Source organism: Vibrio sp. L85, assembly GCF_963871815.1.
GTDB classification, from domain to species: Bacteria; Pseudomonadota; Gammaproteobacteria; order Enterobacterales; family Vibrionaceae; genus Vibrio; species Vibrio harveyi.
The window spans coordinates 472,823-498,071 of sequence record NZ_CAWMYL010000244.1 but is presented as its reverse complement, the minus strand read 5'-3'; the positions used below and the strand labels follow the sequence as shown (position 1 = coordinate 498,071).

19 protein-coding genes are annotated in these 25,249 nt (G+C 46.6%); 12 read left to right on the top strand and 7 right to left on the bottom strand.

Annotation, left to right across the window (positions count from 1 at the left end; all coding sequences use genetic code 11):
* Positions 1-7 precede the first annotated feature (7 nt).
* Positions 8-2,758, bottom strand: a complete 2,751-nt coding sequence (locus AACR11_RS26480) for a M16 family metallopeptidase (protein ID WP_029788694.1) — start codon at positions 2,756-2,758, stop codon at positions 8-10.
* A gap of 319 nt (positions 2,759-3,077) precedes the next feature.
* Between AACR11_RS26480 and AACR11_RS26475 the strand changes: the two genes are divergently transcribed.
* The 3 genes from AACR11_RS26475 to AACR11_RS26465 all read left to right on the top strand — a co-directional run bounded on the left by AACR11_RS26475 (position 3,078) and on the right by AACR11_RS26465 (position 7,446).
* Positions 3,078-4,964 carry a methyl-accepting chemotaxis protein gene (locus AACR11_RS26475; protein ID WP_009702427.1) on the top strand — a complete coding sequence of 629 codons (1,887 nt, stop codon included), beginning with the start codon at positions 3,078-3,080 and terminating at the stop codon, positions 4,962-4,964.
* 225 nt (positions 4,965-5,189) lie between these two features.
* On the top strand, positions 5,190-6,146 hold the full coding sequence (locus AACR11_RS26470) for a hypothetical protein (protein ID WP_029788693.1): 957 nt from the start codon (positions 5,190-5,192) through the stop codon (positions 6,144-6,146).
* A gap of 202 nt (positions 6,147-6,348) precedes the next feature.
* On the top strand, positions 6,349-7,446 hold the full coding sequence (locus AACR11_RS26465) for a YdcF family protein (protein ID WP_029788691.1): 1,098 nt from the start codon (positions 6,349-6,351) through the stop codon (positions 7,444-7,446).
* 78 nt (positions 7,447-7,524) lie between these two features.
* On the opposite strand, the gene AACR11_RS26460 is transcribed toward AACR11_RS26465, so the two are convergent.
* Positions 7,525-7,947, bottom strand: a complete 423-nt coding sequence (locus AACR11_RS26460) for an organic hydroperoxide resistance protein (protein WP_029788690.1) — start codon at positions 7,945-7,947, stop codon at positions 7,525-7,527.
* 137 nt (positions 7,948-8,084) lie between these two features.
* On the opposite strand from AACR11_RS26460, the gene AACR11_RS26455 reads away from it, so the two are divergent.
* The 5 genes from AACR11_RS26455 to AACR11_RS26435 all read left to right on the top strand — a co-directional run bounded on the left by AACR11_RS26455 (position 8,085) and on the right by AACR11_RS26435 (position 13,354).
* Positions 8,085-8,543 (top strand): MarR family winged helix-turn-helix transcriptional regulator, encoded by a 459-nt coding sequence (locus AACR11_RS26455; protein ID WP_005449645.1) that lies wholly within the window; start codon positions 8,085-8,087, stop codon positions 8,541-8,543.
* Positions 8,544-8,677: 134 nt separating this feature from the next.
* Positions 8,678-8,815: a YHYH domain-containing protein gene (locus tag AACR11_RS26450; RefSeq protein WP_005449646.1), complete on the top strand. Its 138-nt coding sequence runs from the start codon at positions 8,678-8,680 to the stop codon at positions 8,813-8,815.
* Between the two features lie 302 nt (positions 8,816-9,117).
* Positions 9,118-9,675: an alkyl hydroperoxide reductase subunit C gene (gene ahpC, locus AACR11_RS26445; RefSeq protein WP_005374632.1), complete on the top strand. Its 558-nt coding sequence runs from the start codon at positions 9,118-9,120 to the stop codon at positions 9,673-9,675.
* A gap of 172 nt (positions 9,676-9,847) precedes the next feature.
* Positions 9,848-11,416 carry an alkyl hydroperoxide reductase subunit F gene (gene ahpF / locus AACR11_RS26440; RefSeq protein WP_005374617.1) on the top strand — a complete coding sequence of 523 codons (1,569 nt, stop codon included), beginning with the start codon at positions 9,848-9,850 and terminating at the stop codon, positions 11,414-11,416.
* A gap of 1,518 nt (positions 11,417-12,934) precedes the next feature.
* The gene (locus AACR11_RS26435) at positions 12,935-13,354 is read left to right on the top strand and encodes a VOC family protein (protein WP_029788366.1); all 420 of its coding nucleotides are present in this window, start codon (positions 12,935-12,937) and stop codon (positions 13,352-13,354) included.
* Between the two features lie 80 nt (positions 13,355-13,434).
* Here the strand turns inward: AACR11_RS26435 and AACR11_RS26430 are convergent, their stop codons facing one another.
* The 4 genes from AACR11_RS26430 to AACR11_RS26415 all read right to left on the bottom strand — a co-directional run bounded on the left by AACR11_RS26430 (position 13,435) and on the right by AACR11_RS26415 (position 16,403).
* Positions 13,435-14,052: a hypothetical protein gene (locus AACR11_RS26430; protein WP_005450025.1), complete on the bottom strand. Its 618-nt coding sequence runs from the start codon at positions 14,050-14,052 to the stop codon at positions 13,435-13,437.
* A gap of 194 nt (positions 14,053-14,246) precedes the next feature.
* The gene (locus tag AACR11_RS26425) at positions 14,247-14,786 is read right to left on the bottom strand and encodes a CAP domain-containing protein (protein ID WP_009695868.1); all 540 of its coding nucleotides are present in this window, start codon (positions 14,784-14,786) and stop codon (positions 14,247-14,249) included.
* Positions 14,787-14,930: 144 nt separating this feature from the next.
* Entirely contained in the window at positions 14,931-15,323 is a 393-nt protein-coding gene (locus AACR11_RS26420) for a GNAT family N-acetyltransferase (protein WP_223295782.1), read from the bottom strand.
* A gap of 159 nt (positions 15,324-15,482) precedes the next feature.
* Positions 15,483-16,403, bottom strand: coding sequence for a LysR family transcriptional regulator (locus AACR11_RS26415; RefSeq protein ID WP_079325266.1), 921 nt, complete (start codon positions 16,401-16,403; stop codon positions 15,483-15,485).
* A gap of 118 nt (positions 16,404-16,521) precedes the next feature.
* Between AACR11_RS26415 and AACR11_RS26410 the strand changes: the two genes are divergently transcribed.
* The 4 genes from AACR11_RS26410 (at position 16,522) to AACR11_RS26395 (ending at position 24,275) form a co-directional block, all read left to right on the top strand.
* Positions 16,522-18,156, top strand: coding sequence for a glycoside hydrolase family 13 protein (locus AACR11_RS26410; protein ID WP_029788370.1), 1,635 nt, complete (start codon positions 16,522-16,524; stop codon positions 18,154-18,156).
* A 41-nt stretch (positions 18,157-18,197) separates the two neighbouring features.
* On the top strand, positions 18,198-20,003 hold the full coding sequence (locus AACR11_RS26405; protein ID WP_029788371.1) for an alpha-amylase family protein: 1,806 nt from the start codon (positions 18,198-18,200) through the stop codon (positions 20,001-20,003).
* A gap of 255 nt (positions 20,004-20,258) precedes the next feature.
* Positions 20,259-21,437 carry a maltose/maltodextrin ABC transporter substrate-binding protein MalE gene (gene malE, locus AACR11_RS26400; RefSeq protein WP_005450011.1) on the top strand — a complete coding sequence of 393 codons (1,179 nt, stop codon included), beginning with the start codon at positions 20,259-20,261 and terminating at the stop codon, positions 21,435-21,437.
* Positions 21,438-21,500: 63 nt separating this feature from the next.
* Positions 21,501-24,275, top strand: a complete 2,775-nt coding sequence (locus AACR11_RS26395) for an amylo-alpha-1,6-glucosidase (protein WP_079325264.1) — start codon at positions 21,501-21,503, stop codon at positions 24,273-24,275.
* A 62-nt stretch (positions 24,276-24,337) separates the two neighbouring features.
* Here the strand turns inward: AACR11_RS26395 and AACR11_RS26390 are convergent, their stop codons facing one another.
* Positions 24,338-25,249, bottom strand: coding sequence for a MalM family protein (locus tag AACR11_RS26390; protein ID WP_029788373.1), 912 nt, complete (start codon positions 25,247-25,249; stop codon positions 24,338-24,340).

Here is a 25,249-nt window from a genome sequence, read left to right as displayed (position 1 = left end):
TTGCAAATTATGATTTTGGATTGAGGATGATCGTCGTGCGTTTCGCTTTGTTACCGAAGGCACGTTTTGCCAACGCTTTAACTTCTTCTAAAGTGACACTTTGCGCCGCTTTGTCGATATCAAGCAATACATCCAGTCCATAGTCATGAACAAGGTAACGCGTGTATGCCCAACTGCGTTGACCCGGACTGTCGTCGATGTCTTTCATTGCAACCACCAACTGTTTCTTCGCAATATCGACTTCTTTTTGAGTAATGTTCGTTGCCAAATCATCGATGATGTTGCCAAGCTGCGCATCCATTTTACTCACGTCTTTCGGATCGATTTGAGATTCAAAGAACCAGTCAGACACCATCTCTTCATCTTGCGTGATTGGGTAAATGCTTGGGCTGTAATCCAAACTTGCCTCTTCACGTAATTGATCAGTCACTCGTGCTGCCGCAATGCGTTGAAGTATGTCAATAACAACCGTTTCTTGCGCCGTTCTTGGCTGTTCATTGCCGTTCGTTAAACGCAATAAATACAACGACGATGGCTCGTGCCCTTCTGCCATTACCAAGCGTTTTTGCGCATTAGGATTAAAATCGATGTGGTAGTCCACGGCTTCACTTGGTTTTAGATCAATCGATGCAACGTACTTACGCAATAATGGCGTGATCTGCTCTGGGTCGATGTCTGCAACGATCACCATCTTGTAACCGCGGTTGTGGTTAAACAATGTCTCATGCAAAGCGAAAACTTGCTCTGATGTGACATCCTTAACCCCATCTGCAGCTAACAGAACTTGGCGACTGTTCGGAAGGTAAGCGTTTTCATTTGCCGCTTTGACCCACTTACCCATTGGTGATTCAAAGAACGCTCGACGCTGCTGAACAAACTCGCGTTTCACAGCGGCAAGTTGACGCTCGTCGACTTTAATTTCCGTCATGATGTTGTACAAACCATTTAGCGCACTCGCAAGGTGTGCTTTTGGCGCGATCACTTCTACACCATGATTGGTTGCACCCAAAATAGGAAACAGTGAAATATCCGTTTTACGCAAGTAGCTGTCGAGCTCAGAACCAGAAAAACCACCTAAGCCACTGCGTGCGGCTGCCATCGTTGCCACATCAAAGGCAGGGTACAACGACTTATCTAACGCCGCTTTACCACCTTGGCTTGCTAAATAAACGTATGCGCGATTGGCTGCTTTCTCGTCTTTTTGGAACCACACCTCAATGCCGTTCGATAGAGTGTAAACTTGGAATCCACCCTTCTCTTCACGCATTTTAGTGATCGTGCCTTCTTTGGTTGGTTGAATAAAACCATCCGTCTGCGCATACATGTTCAATGGCTTCTCACCAGCTTGTGCATATGCGGCGCTCAAGGCTGCAAATTGACCTGCAAACTGTGCTTTGTTTTCATTTTTACCCAGTCCAATTACAAAGTTTGCTGGTTCAGACAACAGCGCTTTCAGCTCATCATTGGCATGATCTAATGTGTTGCTGTCGATAAAGCTCGACAAGCTTTGCTCATACCCTTGCTTCGATTGGCTTACCGAATTGATTTCTAACTGGTAAGTACGCGCTTCGGCATAACCTGCTGGCTTACGTTTCGACCAATCTGAATCAAGGTTAGATAGCTCGCCATACCAACCAGACATCACACCATCAAGCTCTTGTTGTGTCACTCCGTAGTCGCGTAAAGACGTTAGCGTATTTAGGAAGATTTTCTGAATATTGTCACGACGCTCTGGCGCAAAAGAAACACCGGCAGACATGACACTGTGGTAGTTGGACGTGTAAGGCTGTGCATACGCGTATTGGAAAGATTCCGCCGCATCATTTAACACCGCAAGCAAACGTTGCTGGATAAGCTGAGCACTGACTTCGTCTTGCCATGCGCTATGTTGTTGAGCCAAGGTTTGGCGCATCACAGAATCACGGTCGATGATCAGGTGCAGACTTGGCGATTCCATTTGGCTGCTTGGCAGAATGCGATTGGCGTTATTCGCACGAATATCACGTCGCTTCTCAACCACAACGTCAGACGTGCTCTCCCAGTTTGAGAATTTTTTCTCGATAATCTTAGCGATCGAGTCCACATCAACATTACCTGTGATGATCAACTCTGCGTATTGCGGCTGATACCACTTGTCATAAAAGCGCTTTAAAGCGGGTGATGACGTATTTTCAATCGAGCTACGCGTACCAATTGGATCGTGCTCTGCGTAAGGCGTCCCCTCAATTGTGGCTTCGTACGCAGTGAAAGACAGCGGCTTATCATCCGGACGAGAACGTCGCCACTCTCCCAAAATCACGCCTTTCTCTTTTTCTACCTGCGTTGGGTCAAATTGAATGCCATCACCGATGTCACGCATCCACGTTAGCGCCTCATTCAGCTTGTCTGGATTGGCGAGATCCAATTTGTACGTCGTCTGCTGATAGGTTGTCGTGGCATTAATATCTGCACCAAAGCTGCCGCCTGATGCTTCAAACAGCTTTACAACATCATTGCCAGAAAAGTGCGTACTGCCATTGAACGCCATGTGCTCAATAAAATGAGCGTAGCCTTTTTGGCTGGCGTCCTCTTGGAAAGAGCCGACATTCATCATCAAACGTACTGAGACTTCTTCGTCTTGAGTCGGATAGATGTGGTACTTCATCCCATTGGCAAGTTGGTCGACATGCCAATTTGTATCGGCTTGGAGAGGTGTTGATTGGGGAGTCAGAGCGCACCCTGACAGTAATAATGCGGGTAATAACAACGTGCTACGCATAACTATTGTCCCTAACAATGAATAATTGAGGCAATATATCGATCACGTCATATGCTTGATATTTAATATGCAATATACGCCCTTATAGTAAGACTTTGATCACACTTTATAAAAACAAGAATCATTTACAAAGATGTAAATAACGGTTTGCTAATAAACAAGTTAGCGCAAAAAAGCAAAACAATTTGAACAAAATGTGTGCATTAGCATGAGTATGAATCAAATACGCGACACAGATCGGTATTTATTTTGAACACTAAAATATAATATCGGCGCGAAATACAAATTTTTATAAATAATAAGAGCCAATCATATCTATATGTTTAAGAACTTATCTTTGAAGAACAAGCTGGCGATCTCTGCCAGCGCTGCCATCATCCTCGGGGGAGTGTTGGTAGAGGGGCTGTCTTTCCGTGACTCTTTGCAACGACTTGACGTTGAAGTTGCACAGCGTTTAGAAAGCACAAGCGCATCTTACAACCAATATGTAAGTGACTGGATTCTATCCAAAGAACGAGCACTGACTTCACTATCACAAGACGCTAAAAAATCGGCAATCGTGACGCACCTAAAACAAGTTCGCGATTCTGCCAAGTTTGATAACGTCTTCTTAGCTTACCCAGACGGTTCGCAAGATAACGCAAACGGCGTTGTTCTACCGCCAGGTAACGATGACCCACGCAAATGGGGTTGGTATACCAATGCCATTGCTAATCCATCCAAAGTCTTTATGGATAACCCAACGGTTGCCGCCGCAACAGGCGCAAACGTGGTGTCTTTGGGTAAAGCGATACAGCTTCACGGTCAAACTTCAGTATTAGGTGCTGACGTAGAAATCGGCGATATCCTAAACAGCCTAAACCAAGTAATTTTACCGGGTGAAGGCTATATGTTCATTGCGAACGACCAAGGCAACATCTTCACTCACAACGACAGCAAACTGCTTAATCAACCTGTGAGCAAGCTTGGTTTGAGCAACAATGACATCGTTGCAGCAGCAAGATCTGGTCAGGATCGTACTGTGTCTATCCATGGTAAAGACTTTTTGGTTCACGCAAAAGCCATCGACGGCACCAAGCTAACCACAGTAACCGTTCTGGATAGTGATTCACTTGTCGCACCACTTTACGATGCCGTTTGGGGACAAATTATCGCTACGGCTATCGTTGTGATCATCTGTGTGGCGTTGTTTAACTTGCTGTGTAACATCCTGTTCCGCCCGCTTTACAACGTCTCTCATGCACTTTCGCAAATCGCTAACGGCAGTGGTGACTTAACTCAACGCATCAAAGTAGAAAACCGCGATGAGGTAGGTGAACTGGCAGAGAACTTCAACCAGTTCGTAGCGAGCCTTCAGCAGCTTATCGGTCATATTCGTCATCAAGCCGAAGACCTAAACCAACAGTCTGAGCTAAGCACTAAGCGTGCAAACCAATCGGTTGATGAGCTAAACCACCAGCAACAAGAAATCACGCTTGTGGCAACGGCAGTGACAGAAATGGCGTCTGCAACTCAAGAGATCGCCTCTCACGCTGAACAAACAGCGAAAGTAGCGCAAGATTCATCAGTAAGCACACAAAACGGTCACTCACTTGTGGTAAACACGAAAGACTCGATCAACAACTTGTCTTCTGAAGTGAACCAAGCAAGTGGTGTTATTAGTGAGCTAAACCAGCACGCACAAGACATCAATACCGTGCTGTCAACCATCCGTGATATTGCTGAGCAAACCAACCTACTTGCGTTGAACGCGGCAATCGAAGCGGCGCGCGCTGGTGAACAAGGTCGTGGATTTGCAGTCGTGGCTGATGAAGTTCGCGTACTATCGCAACGTACACACACTTCAACAGAAGAGATCAAATCCACCATCGAAACGCTGCAACGCACCACTCAACGCGCTGTGACCCTGATGGAGCGCAGTTCAGAACTGGCGATGGGTTCGGTAGAAGATGCCGACCGTGCTTCGCAAGCGTTGGATGAAATCAATTCAGCGGTTGCATTGATCAGCGACATGGCGACACAAATCGCTACAGCAGCAGAAGAGCAAACGCACGTGACCAACGAGATCACGCAGAATGTTACGTCCATCAAAGACGTGACCGATCACTTGGTGATTGGTGCAGAAGAATCCATGAACCAATCTTCTGAGCTGAAATCACAAGCTGAAGACCTCAACTCGAAAGTAGCGACATTTAAACTGGCGTAGTACTCGTTTCTAAGCTCAATATCAAACCCCGCCTAGCTGCGGGGTTTGTTTTTCCCACCGATACTTCTCTCTTAAATTGACCTCAAAGCCTTAAAAATCCGTACATATACCCAACCAGTATTTTCACCTACCGCCGAGAGCAAGCTTCATAGAAAGCGTGGTAGGACATCATTTAGGGAAACGGCTTTTCAACCTTATTCTGAATACGTTCGAAGAGGTGCGCTTATGAATCTTATGGACCTACCCAAAAAACGGGGGAAATGGAATCTCGAACTGTGCAAACAAAGCGCAGCACAATACAAAACTCGCACCGCATGGAGCGAAGGGAGCAAAGCGGCTTATAGTGCTGCTTATCGTAACGGTTGGCTAGACCAATGCTGTGCCCACATGCAACGCGTTGGCGTTAAGTGGACCTACGAAAAATGCGTACGCAGCGCTGCTCGATATAAAACCCGCTCTGAGTGGAACCAAGCGTGCAAAAGCGCCTACCATGCAGCTCGTAAAAATGGCTGGGTAGAAGATTGCTGCGCTCACATGCTTCCCTCTCGTACAGGTAAAAAATGGACCTTTGAAAACTGCGCGAAAAATGCCAAGAAGTACAATACCCGTTCTGATTGGCAACGCGGTTGCAGCGGTGCTTATAACGCAGCAAATCGTAATGGTTGGCTAGACGAATGCTGCACTCACATGAAGCCCATCGAACTGAAATGGGACTTCGCGGCGTGCCTCAAAAGCGCTCGAGCGTTTCGGACCCGGACAGAGTGGATCAGCGCGTGCAAAAGTGCGTATCAAGCGGCACGAAACCGAGGTTGGTTGGATCACTGCTGCGCTCATATGGGTGCGCCGAGAACGCAAAAGAAATGGACACTCGACGCCTGCATCAAAAGTGCTTCTGAATTCAAGACTCGAACCGCATGGCAAGAAGGCTGCAGTGGCGCTTACTTCGCAGCACACCGTAATGGATGGATGAAAAAGTGTTGCCAGCATATGCGCTCTGCTCGCGCCAAATGGACACTGAAAATCTGTAAGGGCAGTGCCTCTTACTTCTCGACCAAGAAAGATTGGCTTCGCTGCTGTCGAGGCGCATACAACGCCGCACATCGTAATGGATGGCTGGTCGAGTGCTGTTCACATATGAAGAGAGCAACCAGCTCGCGATTGTCTTTAAATCCAACCGTTTAACACAATAGCCGGTGGGCAACGTTTTTCGTGATCCTACTTCGCGTTTTAACCACATGAATCCCTTCGTTCGGCTGAGTTGGGATTCATTTCACAGTTTATTCATGAAGCGAACCTAGACTGAAAAAATCCATCGAACTCGTTCGACCTACAACAACGTTAGGCACGATAAAAACTAGGTACTACAGCACCTCTAGGACATTTCATGAAGAAGAACTTACTTGCTATTGCTCTTGGTAGCGTGATTGCGCTAACGGCTGCTCCATACTCCATTGCAGCAAACGATGCTGCTATCCAATCTTCAGCCGACTATTCACAGATCGTCACCAAGCGTCAGGTTGTCGACCAACTGCTCAACGACGCGGTAAAGGCATTCAAATCCCCTGCGCGTATCTCGCACGCTGGTTTTACCGCCAAAATGCCGAGCAACATGGAGATTGTTACCGACCGCTTACTAGAAGCCTACAAACTTGAGCCATACCGTACTGACCTGCTGATTTCTGCGGCAAACGCGCAGATCTACAACAAGAATGCAGATCGCGCGATTGAACTGTTCGAACAAGCCCTTTCGGTCGCACCAGACGATGTGGACTTGCACGCTTACTTAGCGGTATGGCAACGCTTTGAGGGCAACCAAGCGGAATCAGCGAAACACATGGCGACGCTCACGAAGCTCAATGCAGGTAAAGCGGCAGACATCCAACGCATCTTCGACACTGTAGACCGCGTGCTTGCCACGCCACTAAAAGAGAAAGCCGACAAAGGCAAGCTGGATGACAAAGGGGCGATCGTCACACTGGGATACGCACTGAATCCGGATGGTTCAATGCACCAAATCTTGGTTGAACGTTTGGAAACCACGCTAACCATGGCAAAAGCAAACCCAGACGCGTTGATCGTATTGACGGGCGGCGTACCAAAGAACCACAAAACCGAAGGCAAGTTAATGGCGGATTGGCTGATTGAAAAAGGCATCAGCAAAGATCGCATCATTGAAGAAAACTATGCCACCAGCACGGTAGGTAACGCCCTATTCAGCAGCTACGCATTGGCACGTCACAACATCAAGCACGCGACCATCATCAGCTCAGCGAGCCACGTGCGCCGTGGTCAAACGCTATTTGAAATCGCAAGCTGGCAAACTGGTCCACAAGGCATCACTTTCGACACCGTAAGTTACCCAGACAAACCGCTTAAAGACTTAGCCAAAGCCAGCGATGGCGAACTACTTGGTATTTATCGCGATGCACTGCGTACTTACGGCATGTGGAGCTACCGCTCTTACCCACTAGAGTCGCGTTAAGTATTCTCGCTTCATACCAATCAAAAAAAGCCTGCGTACTTGCAGGCTTTTTTGTCTTTGTACCGTGGTAAGACCCGCTTAAATCGCTTCGCCGTTTACCGTTACTGCTACATCAATGTTGCCACGAACTGCGTTTGAGTATGGGCAAACTTGGTGCGCAATGCGCGTTAGCTCTAGCGCTTGTTCTTGTGGCATATCTAGCTCTACCGCTAGGCTCACTGTTAGTGCGAAGCCGCCGTTGTCGTTCGGACCGATACCTACTTCCGCTGTTACGGGTACGCTTTTCAGGTCTACTTTACCTTCACGTGCTACGTGCAGAATCGCGTTAGAAAAACATGCCGAATAGCCTGCTGCGAACAGCTGTTCTGGGTTAGTTGCTGCGCCTGTGCCGCCCATTTCCTTCGGATATGACAGCTCTAGATCGAGAAGACCGTCATCTGTTTTTACTTGACCATTACGACCAGCCAAAGCGGTAGCTTGAGTTTTGTATAGAGTAGTCATGCGAGTATCCTTCTTAATTTAGGTTGCGCACAATTCAATTGCTCACAATCTTAGATCGAAGTAAAGATCGTTTGCAACTATATTGTGCACAATTTATTTTATAACTCTCTTTCTCTGTGAGCAGGTAGGCAACGCCAATGAGCCAGTGTTACACCGACAACACCATGACCGACGACGATAAACTCTTACTCGAAAACCAAGTTTGCTTCCCGCTCTACAGCGCAGCAAATGCAGTGATCCGAGCTTACCGCCCGTTGCTGGACGAGCTTGATCTGACTTATTCGCAGTACTTAGTGATGATGGTGCTGTGGGAAAAAGACGGTGCCAGTGTGAAAGAACTGGGATCACAACTGCATTTGGACTCAGGCACACTCACACCGCTGCTTAAACGCTTAGAAGCAAAAGGCTATGTAGAGCGTGGTCGCAGTGAAACCGATGAGCGCGTCCGCGTACTCAACCTCACCGAGCAAGGTCTTGCTCTCAGAGAACAAGCCAAGGCAGTGCCAAACGCCATGATGTGTAAAATCACATTAGAGCTGGATGAAATGATTATGCTGAAGAAGCTGTGTGGCAAAGTGCTCGACAATCTAAGCTAATCCTTTGAAATCTTGCCCACTGACGAAATAAGTGGGCGATGAGACGTTAAAGGTTGATTGAAATCATATTCAACTAGTGTCATTAATGTAAAACTCCGCGCGCTCAAGTTTGGGCATACATTTCGGAGTATTAAATGAAAAAGGCAGTATTCGTTCTTCTTGTTAGTTTCGGTATGGTTTCTGCGGCGTTTGCCCATTCTGGAGGCACCGATGCAAATGGCTGTCATACAAACAGTAAAACTGGTGAGTACCACTGTCACAACCGCAAATAATTCCGTTTGCATAATATGAGAAGGCGCGGCTTATCGCGCCTTTTTAAGCGGGAATCACACGTTATACCTCCATCCTCCCTCATCGTCCTTCTCAATCAACATTATCTATTATCGCTCTGCATTCACCTTCAATAAAACCTATCAAAGCAAACTCACCTACATCGGATATGCCTATCAAGTGAAATAGGAAATGGCTATCAATAGGATAGTTACAAGCGATTTTCCTTAAACACACTCCGATGAGAATATACTTTCCGAAAGCAACAACAGCTCAGCTTAAAACATTCAAAGGAAAGTAAATTATGATTAATACTCAAATCAAACCATTTGCAGCTACAGCGTACAAAAACGGCGAATTCGTTGAAGTAACAGAACAAGACGTTCTAGGTAAATGGGCAGTATTCTTCTTCTACCCAGCAGACTTTACGTTTGTATGTCCAACAGAACTGGGCGACCTAGCAGACCACTACGAAGAGCTACAAAAACGTGGCGTAGAAGTTTACTCAGTATCAACTGACACACACTTCACTCACAAAGCATGGCACGACAGCTCAGACACAATCGGTAAGATTCAGTACTACATGCTTGGCGACCAAACAGGCAACATCACAAACAACTTCGGTGTGATGCGTGAAGGTCAAGGTCTTGCAGACCGTGCAACATTCCTAATCGACCCAGAAGGTACTATCCAAGCAATGGAAATCACTGCTGAAGGTATCGGTCGTGACGCAGAAGACCTACTACGCAAAGTGAAAGCAGCTCAATACGTAGCAGCACACCCAGGCGAAGTTTGCCCAGCTAAATGGAAAGAAGGTGAAGAGACACTAGCTCCATCACTAGACCTAGTTGGCAAAATCTAAGCCACTGAAATTTAAGTTCTAATCAGTTCCCGATTTCCTTTTTCTGATTAGAACTGAATTAGAGAGCACTTCAGGTTAGATACCTTGACGACCTTCTGCCTGATTTGCTCTCTCCCCCTCAGGTTTTATCTACAGTAACCACTTTTTAGTTTTAATTAAGGTAGTAACAACTATGTTAGACCAAGCGATCCAACAACAACTCAAACAATATCTGGCTAATGTAAAAGAAGAAGTTCGTTTAGTGGTTAGTCTAGATGAAAGCAAAGCATCGAATGACATTTTGTCTCTAGCGAACCAAATCGCAGAGATGAGCGACCTAATCACCGTTGAACGTGACGACAACGCAAGCGCACGTAAACCAGTGATGGCGGTAACTAACCCAGCAAAAGGCACAGCACTACGCTTTGCAGGCTTGCCAATGGGTCACGAATTTACCTCTCTAGTATTGGCACTGCTTCACTCTGGCGGTCACCCAATCAAACTAGAACCGGAAGTGATTGAGCAAATCGCAGCACTAGACAAAGATCTAGACGTAGAAATCTTCATTTCACTGTCGTGCCAAAACTGTCCGGACGTGGTTCAAGCGTTCAACATGATGGCGGCGATCAACCCGAAAGTAAAAGCAACCATGATCGACGGTGGTTTGTTCCAAGATGAAGTGAAACAACGCGACATCATGGCAGTACCAAGTGTATTTGTGAATGGCGAGCTATTCGGTCAAGGTCGTATGTCTCTGACTGAAATCCTAAACAAAGTGGATGACGGCGCGAGCGAAAAAGCGGCAAAAGCACTGAGCGAAAAAGACCCATACGACGTACTTGTTGTCGGCGGTGGTCCTGGTGGTAGCGCTGCTGCTCTATACGCTGCTCGTAAAGGTATTCGTACTGGCGTTGTTGCTAAGCGTTTTGGTGGTCAGGTTATGGACACCATGGCAATCGAGAACTTCATTTCGGTAAAACGTACTGAAGGTCCAAAACTGGCAACTGATCTAGCAGAACACCTAAAAGAATACGATGTAGACGTAGTAACTGAGCAACAAGCTGAGAAGCTAATGGGCGCAGCACACACAGAAGATGGTTTGATTCACATCCAACTTGAAAGCGGCGCAACGCTGAAGAGTAAGAGTGTCATCCTAAGCCCTGGTGCACGCTGGCGTGAAATGAACGTTCCGGGTGAGCAAGAGTACCGCAACAAAGGTGTCGCGTACTGCCCACACTGTGACGGTCCACTGTTCAAAGGCAAGAAAACTGCGGTTATCGGTGGTGGTAACTCAGGCATCGAAGCTGCTATCGACCTTGCTGGTATCGTCGAACACGTAACGGTTCTTGAATTCGCAGACGTACTTCGCGCAGACCAAGTGCTTATCGACAAAGCGAATTCACTACCAAACGTAGACATCATCACGATGGCGCAAACTACTGAAGTTGTGGGCGACGGTACTCGCGTAACAAGTTTGAAGTACAAAGACCGCAACACAGACGAAATCAAAGAGATTGAACTGTCAGGTATCTTTGTTCAAATCGGTCTAGTACCAAACACAGAATGGCTAAAAGATTCAGAAGTAGCCCTATCTGAGCGCGGCGAAATCGAAGTCGGTAGCCGTGGCGATACTAGCCTAGAAGGTGTGTTCGCAGCCGGTGACGCAACAACCGTTCCTTACAAACAGATCATCATTGCGATGGGTGAAGGTGCAAAAGCAAGCTTAGGCGCATTTGACTACCTAATCCGTAAGCAAGGCTAATCTCCAAATTTCTTGGACACAAAGCGCACAGTGCTGTGTTTTCTTCCCCAGAAGGCCAATCGGGGCACTGTGTAGAACGGAGTGGCAAGAAATAAAAGCAAAAACCTAGAAGCCCAAAGACTTTGCCAGCAGCTACTACTGCTGGCTTTTTTTGGTTTGTGGCGAAAGCACTGAGCACACAACAAGAAAGAACAGCCCTCCCCCTTATATCAAACTCCGAAGCTCTCAAAGCAACGAGTTCAAAGGGGAGGAATTGGCCCTGCAATCGCGGAAAGTTCAATTCACAATGCAACATCACAACGCGCTGAAAATTGATTCTGAATACTCGCTTAGGCTCCTTCAGAATGACGCTGCTCGTTTAGCTCTCTTTCCGTCATTCCCGCGAACCTAGGTGAGACTGGGAATCTATTCACCACAAACTCGATCGAAATTGATTAGTAAGAACACGAACAAACAAAAGGTGAAAGAAGGTCGCAAGCACCTAACCCAACATTCAGATTCAAAGCACTAACCTCACCTAACCTCTCCTTGTATCAAACTCCGAAGCTCTCAACACTCCGTGTTCAAAGGGGAGGAACTGGTTCTACACTCGCGGATAATTCAATTCACAATGCAACAGCACAACGCGCTGAAAATTGATTCTGAATACTCGCTTAGGCTCCTTCAGAATGACGCTGTTCGTTTCATGCTCTCTCCCCGTCATTCCCGCGAACCTAGGTGAGACTGGGAATCTACTCACCGCAAGCTCGATCCAAATACTTAGCTAAAACACGAACGACTAAAAGGTAAACAAGGTCGCAAGCACCTAGCCCAACATTCAGCCTCAAACCACCAACCCCAACTAACCTCCCCTTGTATCAAACTCCAAAGATCTCAACACTCCGAGCTCAAAGGGGAGGGACTGGTCCTGCAATCGAGGATAGTTCAATTCACAATGCAACATCACAACGCGCTGAAAACAGATTCTGAATACTCGCTTAGGCTCCTTCAGAATGACGCTGTGCGCTTAGCGCTCTCTCCGTGTCATTCCCGCGAACCTAGGTGAGACTGGGAATCTACTCACCACAAACTCGATCGAAAATGATTAACAAGAACACAGACAAACAAAAGGTGAAAGAAGGTTGCAAGCACCTAACCCAACATTCAGCCTCAAACCAGCAACCCCACCTAACCTCCCCTTGTATCAAACTCCGAAGCTCTCAAAGCAACGAGTTCAAAGGGGAGGAACTGGCTCTGTATTCGCAGATAATTCAATTCACAATGCAACATCACAACGCGCTGAAAGTAGATTCTGAATAATCGCTTAGGCTCCTTCAGAATGACGCTGTTCGTTTAGCTCTCTCTTTCCGTCATTCCCGCGAACCTAGTGAGACTGGGAATCTACTCACCAAAAACTCGATCCAAATAATTAGCCAAAGCACTTACAATAAAAAATTCCAAAAAAGCTCTTTACCTCAACCTAACTTGAGGTTTTAGCATGTTCATCGTTGGCTAGGAAATGAAAGAAAGGAGCACACAATGATCCAACTAGAACATGTGAACTTAGTGGTAAAGGATATCCCAGAAATGCTGAAGTTTTATCAAGCGGCATTTCCGCATTGGTATGTACGTGATGAAGGTACTGGCGAATGGAGTGGAAAGCCGAGAAACTGGCTACACTTTGGCGATGAATACCAATACATTGCAATGAGCGACCACGGCGAAGGCAACAACCGAGAATTAAGTGGTCACCAAGTTGGTCTCGCACACTTCGCCTACGTGACTAATGACATCGACGGTGTGACAAAACGATTGATTGAAGCAGGTTATCCAATTGCCCAACCCGGCGCAAAAGAGCCATACCGTAAGAACATTTACTTTGTTGACCCAGCTGGCTTTGAAATCGAATTTGTAGAATACCTTATCGATGATCCAAAACTACGTAACTTAACGAGTTAATACCAAGTATAAAAAACGCCAGCAGGAATTCCTTGCTGGCGTTTCGTTTATCAAGGGGGCGTAATTGACGATGCTCGTATCTATTGAGAAAGAGACGGGCGGTAAGGCTCTTCTCGAACACCGTGTGAGAGCACTAACTTAATAATGAAGATTGGTGCTAACCATTCTAAACCAGTCGGAGCCGGGACTAATGTCGAAAGAATGATGGATAACATGACTGCAAGTAGCGCAACCGGACGTTGTAAATAAAGCGGCAGGAAGTGCAAAAACACAACCGATACCATCATCACGGCATACCAGAAAAACGCGTAAGACCAAGCGACATCAAAACATAACGGCACAGCAAACAATTGAAAGTGAATAGCAGGGAACAAGAATTTGCTGCCTACCAATTTGCCCATCCAAGTCAGCTCTAGTTTTTGGTCGGTATGTAGAAATCGCTTCATCGAGCCTAAAGAGTTCGTCAGAACACCTCCAATCATATCTAACGTGAGCAATGACGCGACAATAATTTGAAGCCAACTCCACTCCAAGGTTTGCCATGCAAAAAAGTAGAGGATCACTGGAGCAATAAACGCTGCGTAATTGGCGATCATGGATTCCGCTTTGGTTGCACCAAACCCAGTCGTGAAGTTGAACTTACCCTCACAATCCCAATTGATATGCGCATTCTTTATCGTAGTTTTACTCGTAGACATCATTCGATCCCCTTCATTTAAACGACTTATTCATTTCAAACCTTTTAAGACCACCTGGTCTATAAAAAGAATAATCGATCAAAACTTATCTTGTCAATTTTTTAGACCAACTGTACCAAAATAAAAATAAAGCCAGTTGAGTCTCCTCTACTGGCTTTATCTGTTTGTTGTCCAGACTGATCTATTTGTCGTCATCAACGCTGCTTGGCGAAGACTTGGGTCCAGTAATAGCGATAATTCGTCGATTGGTTCTCCACCATGGATGAGCCCATCTGGTCGAAGTCGGCGTTCATGATATTGAGGCAGTGCCCTTCACTCGATAGCCAAGAGTTCATTACCGCATCGATTGAACGTTGCCCTCTCGCGACATTCTCTCCTAACCTGCTCCAAGCATAACCTGTGGCATTGACGCGACTGGAAAGCGTGCTGCCATTTGATCCGGTATGGCTCATAAAATCACTGTTTGCCATATCGCTAGAGTGTCCATAAGCTGCGCTTTCTAAATCGTAACTCCAAGTAAGCGCTCCAACGGGAGGCATAGTTCTTGAGCCACATTGCTGAGTTTTAGATCGAGCATCGTTAACTGCGGCAAGCATTTGCTCGGCAAAAGTGGTGGCTGTAGGTGGTGTATCAGGGGATTGTGAGCCGCTGTCTGCAGGTGATGACGAATCTCCATCGCCACCGCATGCACTTAGAAGTAGCGCCAAAGTAGGCACTAAGATCTTTGTTGGCATTGTCTGTCCTTATCTGTTTGACGAAAGGCAAAAAACGCTTTCGATAACCAAGTTCAATAACCTAACAAAAACCAATAAAAGCACCATATGGTGCAAGGTGTTTTAACCAAATACTCACGCTACGCTTTCATAGCTCGAATTTGCTTACGACTGGAGATTCAATTCCATATCGATACGGTGCATATCGACACCCCAACCATCAGGGATGTAGTTCAGCTCTACGGCACCATATTTGGCAAAAAACGGCGCAGATAAATGACTTGCGGCGATTTTGATTTGGGGGATGTTCAACTGCTCAGCTCGGTGAATCGCTCGGCTCATAAATTCATGACCAATCTTCATGCCTTGCGCTTTTGGTGAGATTAAAATCCAGTTCAAGCTATGAAATGCCTGTGTTTTGCCACTCAAACCATAAGCACCAACGAGTTCACCATTTAGAAAGCACACTTCATAACCTTGTGGGTCACTATCAAGAAACTCCGCGTAATCCTCTCTTTCATTGATTGTGAAACAATGACAACGCTCTGAATCCTGCATCTTGAAGTCACTTGGGTATATTCTGGGCAGTTTTCATCGAAGATGCGCAGACAATCCTCTTTATCACTTGGTAGGAAGGCTCTGAAACTTATGTTGTTGGTCATAAAATTATCTCTTTAGAATCGATTCGTGCTTACTATGAGGGTATGTAAGACCTTACTAAATCTCTGTCGTCATGGTCAGGATTTCATTAATAAGGAACTGAGCTTTGTCGTTATCTAACTGGCGTTTGTGATAGATACCGACATTACCGATTTTACTGGTATCTGTGTGCAAACACTTCACGCCGTTTTTCTCCATCCAACCGTTCATCTTATCGCTGTAAGGCATAATAGCATTGGTCGTTTCGAGCAAATCCAAGCTAGCAAGCAGAGAACCGACTTCATAAACCACAGATGCAGTTTCATTGGATTGGTTGAAGATTTGATCGTACTCGAATGCGTTGTTGAGCACTGAGCTGTATCGAGAATGCCCCGGCGTTACGCGGATCAGTGGATAAGCAGACATCGCCTCGGATGGTGATTCCAAAAACATTTTGTCATTAAGTAGAGGGTGGTCTCGATGAACAAAGAAAGACTCTTGATCTTGGAACAGCGGTCTGAACACCACCGGCATAAGATCTTTCAATCCGCCGATTTCGTGACCAATAAATAAATCTATATCACCTTGAATCAGGTGCTGCATCAAAGAAAGGTTGTTGCCAAATTCAATATAGAGTGAGCTATGAGGATGCGCTTCTTGGTATTTGGTGATCCCATGTCGCACAAAAAGCTCCCACCACGCTTCACCAACACCGATCTTCAGTTTGCCATGTTCCCTTTGATGCATGTCTTGAATTTTGTGCATCAAATCGAGATGTTTTTCTTGCTGTTCCTCGACATAACGGAGAAACACTTGCCCGTATTCTGTCAGCTCTACGCCTTTAGAACGACGTATTAATAGCGATACACCCATATCGCTTTCTAGCTTCTTGATCGCCGTTGTCAGGGTTGGTTGTGTTACATGCAGCAGCTCAGACGCCTTCTTGATGTTTCCGGTTCTGGCTACGGTCAGAAAATATCGATTCACTCGATTCATCATCGCCCACTCATTTAGGTATCAATTTTTCCTATATCATAAGCAAAAAGTTCAATTTCTACTAGCGGGGAAAAGCCACTATATTTTGTCTTAGATTTTTGATTGAAAAGGCACAAATAACATGGAAAAAACGTGGTGGCATAATGCAGTCGTTTATCAGATTTACCCACGCAGTTTTTACGACTCCAACAATGATGGCATCGGTGATCTAAAAGGTGTCATCAGCAAACTGGATTACTTAAAAAACCTTGGCATCAACGTGATTTGGCTCTCTCCTGTTTACCAATCGCCAATGGATGACAATGGTTACGACATTTCAGACTATCAAGCCATCGCACGTGAGTTCGGCACCATGGAAGACATGGAGCAGCTATTCAAAGAAGCTGGCGAGCGTGATATCAAAATCGTTATGGATTTGGTGGTTAACCACACTTCGGATGAGCACCCTTGGTTCGTTTCTGCGCGTGAATCTAAGGATAGCCCGTACCGCGATTACTACATCTGGCGTGATGCAGACTCAGAAGGCAATCTACCAAATAACATCGAATCGATTTTTGGTGGCGATGCTTGGCAATGGGACGAGAAAACCGAGCAGTACTACTTCCACCTCTTTTCAAAACGCCAGCCAGATTTGAACTGGGAGAACCCGAAAGTTCATCAAGAAGTATTCAAGATGATGAACTGGTGGATTGAAAAAGGCATCGGCGGTTTCCGATTGGATGTGATTGATCTGATAGGAAAAGAAGTCGACAAAGGCATCACGGGCAATGGCGATCGCCTGCACCCGCTGCTGCAACAAATGAACAAAGAAACCTTCGGTGGCAAAGATGTATTAACGGTCGGTGAAACTTGGGGGGCAACGCCTGAGATCGCTAAGCTGTACAGCGCGCCAGAGCGTCATGAGCTGTCGATGGTGTTCCAATTTGAACACATTACCCTAACCTGGCAAGGTGGCGACAAATGGCAGCCGATTCCGCTCGACCTTAAAGAATTCAAAGACGTGCTAACCAAGTGGCAAGTCGAGCTGCAAGACACGGGTTGGAACTCCCTATTTTGGAACAACCACGATTTGCCTCGTGCTGTGTCGAAGTTTGGCAATGACAAAGCCTATCGAGTCGAGTCAGCCAAGATGCTAGCAACAACGCTGCACTTTTTGAAAGGCACGCCATACATCTATCAAGGCGAAGAGATTGGCATGACCAACGTGGCGTTCGACCAACTAAGCGATTACCGCGATATCGAAACGCGACAATTCTACGATGTGAAAACCGCTGCTGGTATCAGCCACGAGCACATGATGGATGCGATTCACAAGAACAGTCGTGATAACGCGCGTACACCAATGCACTGGAACGCATCAGAGCACGCGGGCTTTACCAGCGGAGCACCTTGGATTGCGGTCAACCCGAACTACCCACAGATTAACGTGGAAGCGGCGCTTAACGATTCGAGCTCGATCTTCTACCACTACAAAAAGCTCATTGAGCTGCGTAAACGTCATGAAATCATCGTCTACGGAAGCTTCACTCCAGTATGGCAAGAGCATCAACACGTGTTTGGCTACGTGCGCGAATACCAAGGTGAACTGTTGTTTATCGTGAGTAACTTCTCAGAGCACGAGCAAACACTGCAAGTTCCAACCCAATATCAAGCCGATCAGGTAGAGTGCTTAATCAGTAACTATGCGACGCCTTGCGCGATTGCAGCGACGATAACCCTCGCACCTTACGAGTCTTTCGCAGTCAAACTGAAATAACTTTTGGAGGATATGGGAGCCACGAGCTCCCTTAAATATCTATGAATTCCGCAGCGAACGTTTATCAAGTTTTCACCCGACTATTTGGCAACACCAACACCACCAATCAACCTTGGGGCACCATTGAGCAAAACGGCGTCGGTAAGTTCAGTGACTTTAACGAAAAGGCGCTCACTGTCATTCAACAGCTTGGCATTACGCATATTTGGTACACTGGAGTACCACACCATGCGGTGATCCGCGATTACAGTGCCATTGGCATTGAGAACGACCATCCAGCGGTGGTGAAAGGACGTGCAGGCTCGCCTTATGCGGTGAAAGATTATTACTCCGTGAATCCCGATTTGGCAGATGATCCAGCATATCGATTAGAAGAGTTTGAAGCCCTTATCGAGCGTACGCATGCGCACAACATGAAGATCATCATCGATATTGTGCCAAACCACGTTGCCAGACGTTACCAAGGTTTGAACAACCCTGTCGGTGTACGAGATTTTGGTGCCGATGACGATACGAACGTTGAGTACCATCGTGACAACAATTTCTATTACGTTCCTAATCAAGCGTTTGAGTTGCCTAACATTCCTGAGCAATTTTCCCCGCTAGGTGACCCGACGCTGATTAGGAACCTTTCTAATTTTGAAAAATTGCCTGCCTTTGAAGAGTTTCCCGCCAAATGGACCGGCAACGGCTCCAGGCTTGCTCAGCCGCAATTTGATGATTGGTATGAAACCGCCAAAATCAATTACGGCGTGCGCCCAGACGGCAGCAAAGATTTCCCAGAACTGCCAGCCGATTACGCAAACAAATCCCATGCTGAGCATTTGCAATTCTGGCAAGACAAAACGCTTCCAAACTCTTGGCACAAGTTCCGCGACATCGCGCTTTACTGGATAGAAAAAGGCGTCGATGGCTTCCGTTATGACATGGCGGAAATGGTGCCTGTCGAGTTTTGGAGCTTTATGAATTCCAGCATCAAAGCAGTCAATCCAGAGGCGTTTTTGATGGCAGAGGTGTATCAACCGCATCTCTATCGCGACTACATTCATCTCGGCAAGATGGACTATCTGTACGACAAAGTTGACCTCTATGATTGCCTCAAAGACGTGATGCACAGCAAACAGCATGTAAGCAAAATCAGTGAGATTCAAGAAAGCATGATGGATATTGAACACCACATGCTGCACTTCCTTGATAACCACGATGAGCAGCGTCTTGCCTCGCCTGAATTTGCTGGCAGTGCAGAGAACGGCTTGCCCGCTATGTTGATTTCTACCCTGCTTAGCACCTCACCAACCATGGTGTATTTCGGACAGGAAGTGGGAGAAGCAGGAAGAGAAAACGCAGGCTTTGGGCAACCAAGTCGTACCTCCATCTTTGATTACATCGGTGTCCCAGAACACCAAAAGTGGATGAATCATGGCAAGTTCGACGGGGGCTTGTTATCGCAACAACAGAAAGAAGTAAGAGCCTATTATCAACGCTTACTCAACTTAGCTTTGACCTCGCCAGCCAAAATGGGAGGTTACTTTGACCTGTATCCAAGTAATCAACAAGCCTTGGGGGAAGAGTCATTCTGCTTTGCTCGCTATTCGAGTCAGCAATTGATTTTGGCAGTCGCACGATTAAGGGGAGAACAACCTCAAAACATAGAGTTGGTCATGCCATCTGAGCTGATCAAAAAACTCGAACTGCGCGATGGCGAGTACATCTTAAAAGACGCTATGAATCGTCTTTCTCCACTCACCTTACGCGTCGAAAATGGTGTCGGTAAATGCCAACTGAATATCGAGCCACAGTGCGCTAGTGCTTTCACACTAGATATAGACACTTCCATCGCAGATTAAATTTGGCTACTGTTCACAAAAACAGTCAAAACCTTCCAAGTCCCTTCTCTACATCAACCACCGCAAAGCATTGGCTACTGGGTATCACCCAAGCCAATGCGCTTCCCCGATCACATTCCAACGCATTGATATAGAAAAATGTAATACCAACGACAAAGAAATCAATTTTAACCGCAGAGTGCATCCCCGTATTATCAAACCGTGAAACAACAGCTGACGTCCAGTCACTAGGTTTGAAACAAGGAATCTATCGCAATGAAACCTATTCTAAAAACACTTTCGCTTTGCACTTTATCTGTTCTTTTAGCGCCTTCTGTTTCTGCAATGCAGGAGGGTGAAATCATCATTTGGATCAACGGTGATAAGTCTTACCAAGGATTGAGCCAAATTGGTCAACAGTTCGAAGAAGATACGGGGATTAAGGTTAATGTTCAGCACCCGGATTCTCTAGAAGAAAAGTTCCAACAACACGCCGCGACAGGCGGTGGTCCTGACATCATCTTCTGGGCACACGACCGTTTTGGTGGCTACGCTCAAGCGGGCTTACTGCAAGAAGTGAAACCGAGCCAAGAGTTTAAAGATAAGCTTGTCGATTTCAGTTGGGATGCAGTCACTGTAGATGGCAAAATCTTTGGCTACCCTCTGGCTATCGAAGTCCCTTCTCTAATTTACAACAAAGACCTGTTGCCAAACCCACCTAAGAGTTGGGAAGAGCTGGAGTCCATCCACCAAGCGATGCAAAAACAAGGCAAGAAAGCGATCATGTGGGACGTGAAAAACGCTTACTTCACTTGGCCAATGATTTCAGCTGGCGGCGCTTATGCTTTTGGTAAAACAGCAGAAGGCTACGATGCTAAAGACACGGGTGTAAACAATGAAGCGGGTGTGGCTGGTCTGCAATTCCTTGTCGACATGGTCAACAAAGGCATCGTCGATCCAAATATGGATTACTCAGTATCCGAAGCGTCGTTCACCAAAGGTGAAGTGGCAATGACCATCAACGGTCCGTGGTCTTGGGGCAACCTAGACAAAATGGATGTGAACTACGGCGTTGCTGTGTTGCCAACCTTAAACGGCGGTAAAGGTAACCCATTCGTTGGCATTTTGAGTGCGGGTATTAACGCATCAAGCCCAAACAAAGATCTGGCTGTTGAGTTTCTAGAAAACTACCTATACCAAGACGCCGCATTGAAGATCATGGATGACGACAAGCCACTTGGTGCCGTGACACTAAAATCGTTCCAGAAAGTGCTGGAAAGTGACGAGCGCATTAAATCAACCATGATCAACGCAGAAAACGGCGAGATCATGCCGAACATCCCTCAAATGACGTCTTACTTCTTTGCAGAAGGTGCTGCTATCGATAACGCGATGCAAGGCAAGCAAACCGTGAAAGACGCCCTAGACACTGCAGCAAAACAAATTGTTCGCTAATTCTTTCATGTTCGTATTTGGCACAGTTCGCTGTGCCTTTTTTATTTTATGAGACTCTAGAATATGCCCCAATACCCAACGTTATATCTGAAAGGCACACTAAATGGTTGGGGGCTAGATACGCCTTTCCAGCCAATTGATGAGCACCAACTACAAGCTAGCGTAGTTTTCCCAGCCGATAGACACCAATTCAAAATCGCCGATTTGAATGGCAGCGAAGAATGGACGTTCGCCGCAGATGATATTAAAGCAGTGAATATCAGTTTGAATCAAAAGCTCTCGCTTATTCCAACTCAAGGCATTGGTAATGATTTGGTGTTTGAACCAAAACAATCAGGTCGTTATTTGCTGACGCTCGACTTCAGCACAGCGTCGCCAAGTCTAAGCGTCAAACCCGAAATGGCAGACACCGCCTCCTTACTCACTCAATTGAAATTCGATCATCTCATCACTTCGCAATCAGGCCCTATCCCCGCTAAATCATTGCCAAGCACAGCCAAAATCCTTCCGCTCGATGAGTTGTTCGAGGCGTTGGCGATCAAGAGCGAAACGCCTTTCCCATTTGTGTTTGGTGATAACCTCGACGGCTACTATGAAGGCACCACACACAGCGCTTTGGGCACGGCACGTTATCGCCATCATCAAGGTTGGTATTTAGGTGGTTTCGCCTCAAGCATTGGCAACGTATTCAACGACAAAACACAGGCGCAGTATGCCTGCTTAATGCCATATGGAATCGAGCATCATTATGAGAATGCCAGTAAAGATGGCTTGTCCTTGATTGCAGGGCAACGCCTTGCTGCACTGAATGTGGAATCCACCAGCAGCGAAATGTTGGCACTGTTTCCTGAACTCAACCTCAATCCATCGTACTGCCAAGTAGAAGCGTTGGAAGATTGCCTGCTTATCTCTGTCGATCCAGACATCTGCCCTGAAGGCTCGCTCTCGTTTATCGCGATCAGCGCAAACCAAAGCTTCCGAGCACAAACGCTCAATGAGAGAGATTCGAACGTCAGTGATAACGTTCTATCCGGCAGCCAAAACATTCAAATTAAGCTCAGTTCAGAGACCACAACGAACCGCTTCACTGCCTACTTTGCGTTCTCCAACAACAAAACCGATGCTATCCAACAAGCACAAAACGCAGCCCTCGAACATGCAGAGTTGAAACATCAAAACGCAGTATTTGAGTTTTTGACCAAGAACTATTTTTGGTGTGATGATCTGGAATACAACCGCGCCGTTATGTGGGCACGATTAGCCAGCCGAACCTTCGTTAATAAAGAGCTGGGTACCGGCATTTGGGCGGGGTTGCCATGGTTTAAAGACTGCTGGGGCAGAGACACCTTTATCGCGCTGCCCGGCACCAGTTTAGTAAATGGCGAGTTTGACGAAGCCCGCGACATCATCACCAACTTTGCTTCGATGCAGTTAGATGATCTGAAAGACAAAAATCATGGTCGAATTCCAAACCGTGTCACCAGCGAAACTAATATCATCTACAACACGACCGACGGCACACCGTGGATGATTCGCGAGATCTTCGAATACATTAACTACTCCGGTGATACACAGTTCGCCCAGCAAATGTTGCCCATCATAGAGCGCTTTATTGAAGGGGTTGAAAAGCACTACCTCGATGATGATGGCTTGATGCGACATCGCGATCCCGATACCTGGATGGACGCCAAGATCAACGGTCAGCTCCCATGGTCACCTCGTGGACCGAAAGCCAACGACATCGAAGCATTGTGGTTTGAGAGTCTACAAGTGGCAAACCAACTTGCAAAATGGAATGGTGACCACGCCTTAGCGGAACATTGCCAAACTTTGGCGAACAAAGTGAAAGCCAGCTTTATCGACAAGTTCTGGGATAGCGAATCCATGTGCTTAGCGGATCATCTCAAGCAAGACGATGTGAAAGACATCAGTATTCGCCCAAACCAGCTAATGACGTTGACCATTCCGACCAACCAAGCCTTAATTCCAGAGTATATTGGGCAGCACATTGTGAAGAACAGCGTCGAGCATCTGCTTTTCCCTTGGGGCATCTGCTCTTTGCAACAAGAGCACCCAGAATTCCACCCCTATCATGACAACCGCCCTGAGTATCACAAAGATGCGGCATACCATAATGGGACCATTTGGGGTTGGAACGCAGGCTTCACTGTGGGCGCACTTACCCGTTACCAGCAACAGGATTTAGCGTATCAACTGAGCAAAAACTTAGCCCATCAGATTTTATATCAGGGACATCGCGGCACCATGAGCGAAAACTTGGATGCTTACCAAGCGTCTGCGACGTCCGTCATTCAAAGCGGAACTTATGCTCAAGCGTGGTCAGTGTCGGAATTTGCTCGTAACACTCAGCAAGACTATCTCGGCTTTACGCCACAGCTCTCGCGCAACAACATCAAGCTTTGCCCAAGCTTACCATCAACTTGGAAACACCTAAGCGCTCGACTGCCGTTTGGTGATAACAACGCCCTGCATGTTGACGTCGAACAAGCTGAGAAAACCAAATTCTCATTTGAGTTTGAACGCCCTCAACCTGAAGTTCAGTTCATCGTGAAACTGCGCGGTCAGGAATATGAGGTCGGCATTGAAGCCGATGTGATTGACGGTTCAATTGAGATCGAATGGTACCCAGAATCCGGGCAAATGAAGTGTAATCGTGATGGTGTAAAAACCAGATTAAAACCATTAGCACCAGTTACTTTGTTGGAGGGATTAACCTTCACTCAACCTAACCCAGCACTATCGCACCGAGCGCTTGAGGAAGAGAACTACTTGCTCAACAAGCGTTCTGCAGAAAAGCTATGTATTGCTAGAGACTAAAAAAACTCAGAGGGCGCGAAAGCGCTCTCTGAGGTCCAAAACTAGACACTTTAATAATGGAGTTACTTGTTATCTACGGCGTCAACAAACACTTTCTGTGCGCCGTCGATACCCAATCGGTTGGCTTCTTCTAGCAGCGTCATCGCTTTTGATGTTTGGTTGTTCTTCACTGCTGCTCGAATAGATTCAAAATAATAGGCTCGTGTATCAGCATGAACACTCGTTGATGCCGATTTCGTGTTCGAACTTACTGCTGACGATGTTTGCATGGTTGCTGATGCTGGCGCTGACAATTTTACCGGAGCCACCACAACTGCCGCTTTCTGTGTCTCTGTGGTACGTGAAGGCGCGGCTAACGATAAGGTTTTGATCGCCACTTCCAAAGAGCCAAAAGCTTCATAAGTATATTTCGGGTCGGTCACCATCGGCATTGGCTGACCCAACTCCACAGCACGCTCTTTGGCAGGATGAGGAATTTGAATCGAATCACCTAGCTCGCTTTCATCAGTATAAACAATAAAGTAAGGCGTTTTCTCAACGTCGAGCGTAAAGCTCAGCTGGTATTGAGTGCGTGTAAGCATGCCCGTGGTTTCGATATCAAAGCTATCATGATCATTGATATTCACGATATTGAACGCTTTATCTAAAGTGATCAGCTTAGGCGCGAAAACCTCGCCATTGACCATATGGCTGGCAAGCTGAATATTCACTTTGCTTGAACGCGCTGGCAACTTAAACGCAGCAAAATAGCTGTTCCCTTCAGCGAAGCGACCTACCGGCGAATCCGCATTAATCGAAAACTCAATTTGCTCATTAGTGCCGAGCTCTAACCATGGAAATTCAGAGAAGTTATTGCAGCAAACTGCCGCTTCCGGCACCGATTGCAACGTCGTCGCTTCCAATGTTGGAGAAGCCGCACATGCGGTTAACGCCGAGCTCAACATGAGGGCAAGGATTACACGGTTTTTCTGCAT